This window comes from Novipirellula sp. (assembly GCF_041583735.1).
In the GTDB taxonomy this organism is placed as follows: Bacteria; Planctomycetota; Planctomycetia; order Pirellulales; family Pirellulaceae; genus Novipirellula.
Map to the genome: position 1 here is coordinate 1 of NZ_JBFHFD010000907.1, position 2,606 is coordinate 2,606.

Annotated in this window: 2 protein-coding genes; both read left to right on the top strand. The window is 56.3% G+C overall.

From position 1 onward, the window contains the following. Nucleotides 1-1,584 (top strand): CRTAC1 family protein (locus tag ABX962_RS34420; protein WP_372726180.1); only part of this gene is annotated, 1,584 nt, incomplete at its 5' end. 481 nt (nucleotides 1,585-2,065) lie between these two features. Next, nucleotides 2,066-2,606 (top strand): DUF1559 domain-containing protein (locus ABX962_RS34425; RefSeq protein WP_372726181.1); only part of this gene is annotated, 541 nt, incomplete at its 3' end.

Below are 2,606 nucleotides of genomic sequence, written 5' to 3' on the forward strand. Positions count from 1 at the left end.
GCCACCGCCGACGACCTGGACCAACCCGGCATCATGCTGCATGAAACGCTTGGCTGCGGTGGCGGGACACTCGACTTTGACCTCGACGGATGGAGTGACTTGTATTTGGCGGCGGCCGGTGGAAAACCGCCAAAGCGCGACTCGGATCCCAACGCATTGTTCCGCAATCTAGACGGCACGTTCGCCGAAGTCACGATTGCTTCGGAAACGGGCGACACCGGCTTTGGCCAAGGGGTTGCCGTGGGCGATGTCAACGAAGACGGCTTTCCCGATCTGCTGGTACTTAATTACGGCCCCAACTCGCTGTTGATCAACAACGGTGACGGAACTTTTTCAAACGCGACCGAACGATTGCCTGAGGAAGCGAGTTCGCAGTCGTGGTCCACCAGTGCCGCGATCGCGGATTTGGACAACGACGGCATTTCTGACCTCGTGATCCTCCATTACTGTGCCGGACTTGAACCCTCAACCCAAGCCTGTGGGAACGAGAACGAAGAAACCCCTCGCTCGTGTTCGCCGATGAAGTTTCCGGCCGACCGAGACCGCTTTTACCGAGGCGTCGGCGATGGTTCCTTTCTCGACGCCACTGACCTATGGGCCGCAGAACCGTCGGTTCGGGGCCGCGGACTCGGAGTTGTTGTGGGGGCGTTTGACGACGTTGCCGGCTGTAACATCCTGGTTGCAAACGACATGACTCACAACCATTACTGGCGTGGGAGTGGTGAAGCCACAAAATTCAAACTCTCCGAGTCGGCGATCGCACTCGGATTAGCGGGCGATGATCGCTCGACCGCTCAAGGTTCGATGGGGATTGCCGCCAGCGATTTGGACCGCGACGGCGACATCGATTTCTACGTGACCAATTTTGATCGTGAATACAACACGCTGTACGAGCAAGTGAGTCCGGGCCAGTGGCAAGACCGCACGGCGCTACACGACTTGATTCACCCCACGCTTCCTTTGGTTGGTTTTGGAACCGCCGCGATCGATTTGGACCACGACGCCCAGATGGAGCTGATTCTCACCAACGGGCACGTGGACATGTTCTCGCGTGAAGGGAAAAAGTCGGTCTACGAGCATCCGATGCAGATATTCCAACGGGGAAACGACAATCGCCTCGCATCAATGGAGAATGCCTTTGCCAGCGAATATTTGGCAACCCCGCATGTGGGCCGCGCATTATGGACACTCGATGCAAACCGCGACCATCAAACCGACATCGCGGTGACGCACCAAACCGAACCGGTTGCGTTATTGATCAATCGAAACCGAGCACCGGACAACAAGCCCCTGGGAAACTGGATCGAGCTTGAATTGACGGGCGATGTCAGTGCTCGCGACGCCATCGGATCCAAGATTTTGATTCAGTGTGATGGCAAACGCTGGACGACCGCATTGACTTCGGGCGATGGCTATTTGTGTAGCAACGAGCGTCGGTTACGAATCGGTCTCGGCGACGCCGATGGCGACTGCGAGATCACCGTGATCTGGCCCAACCAAACTCAACAGACTTGGTCGTCGTTGGGCCGCGGACAGTGCTGGTTGCTGGTCCAGGATGCCGCCGAGGCGTTCAAAAAGTCTTGAGACGGTCAAGAACACGAGGTGATCGAATAGCTTGCCGCGGACGTCACGCGAGCCCCTTCGTGAATTGTTGAACCTGCCGGAACTCTCACGCAATCTTTTCTACGTCTGACATTCTCTGCTCGACGTCCATTACCGTTCCAGCGGTCCTGAATGGCCCATCACAACCAGGACGCTCAAACGATTACTCGCAACGTGCCTTAATGCACAGCACTTCACCCGAGACCTGCCTTTGACGCCGCCGCCACCCCTAACAGGGGTACAGCAAGCAAACGACGTCTAATTGTAACCCCAAAAGGGGTGCTCTATAGAGGAAAATCTACCGCCTTTCCGCAGGGGACATGGTGCACCGACGTGCCGCTATGTTACACTCTATTGACTACATAACTGGTGAGCGGGCGCATCGTCAAAATAGGGCAACGGATGTCGTTGCACCAATTCGCCCGAAAACCGAAGTTTTCAATAGTTTTCATGGAGATTGTTAATGAAGCGTGATCGACTTTCCCAGGGTTTTACCCTGGTGGAATTATTGGTGGTTATTGCCATCATCGGCGTACTGGTTGGACTGCTGCTACCCGCCGTGCAAGCGGCTCGCGAAGCGGCACGGCGAATGAGTTGCAGCAACAACGTCAAGCAATTGGGATTGGGGCTGCACAACTATCACAGTGCCTACAACCAGATGCCGATTCACGGTGTCGGCACCGATGACGGCAACGACAACAACCAAAACTGGTGGACGGAGTACAATACGCACAACCACTGGCGTCTGAGTGCGTTGGTGGGGATGACCCCGTTTGTCGAGCAACAGGCATTGTGGGAGAAGATCAGCAACCCAAGTTCCGAACGCACCGACAAAAACAATGGCGCCGCGATTGGAACGACGACAAACCCTTGGCCCGCGATGGGCCCCACTCCTCAAGATATTCAGTACACCCCTTGGGCCACTGAGCTCCCCACACTTCGCTGCCCAAGCGATCCTGGCACAGGCCTTCCTGCGCTCGGACGGACGAACTATGCCTCGTGCA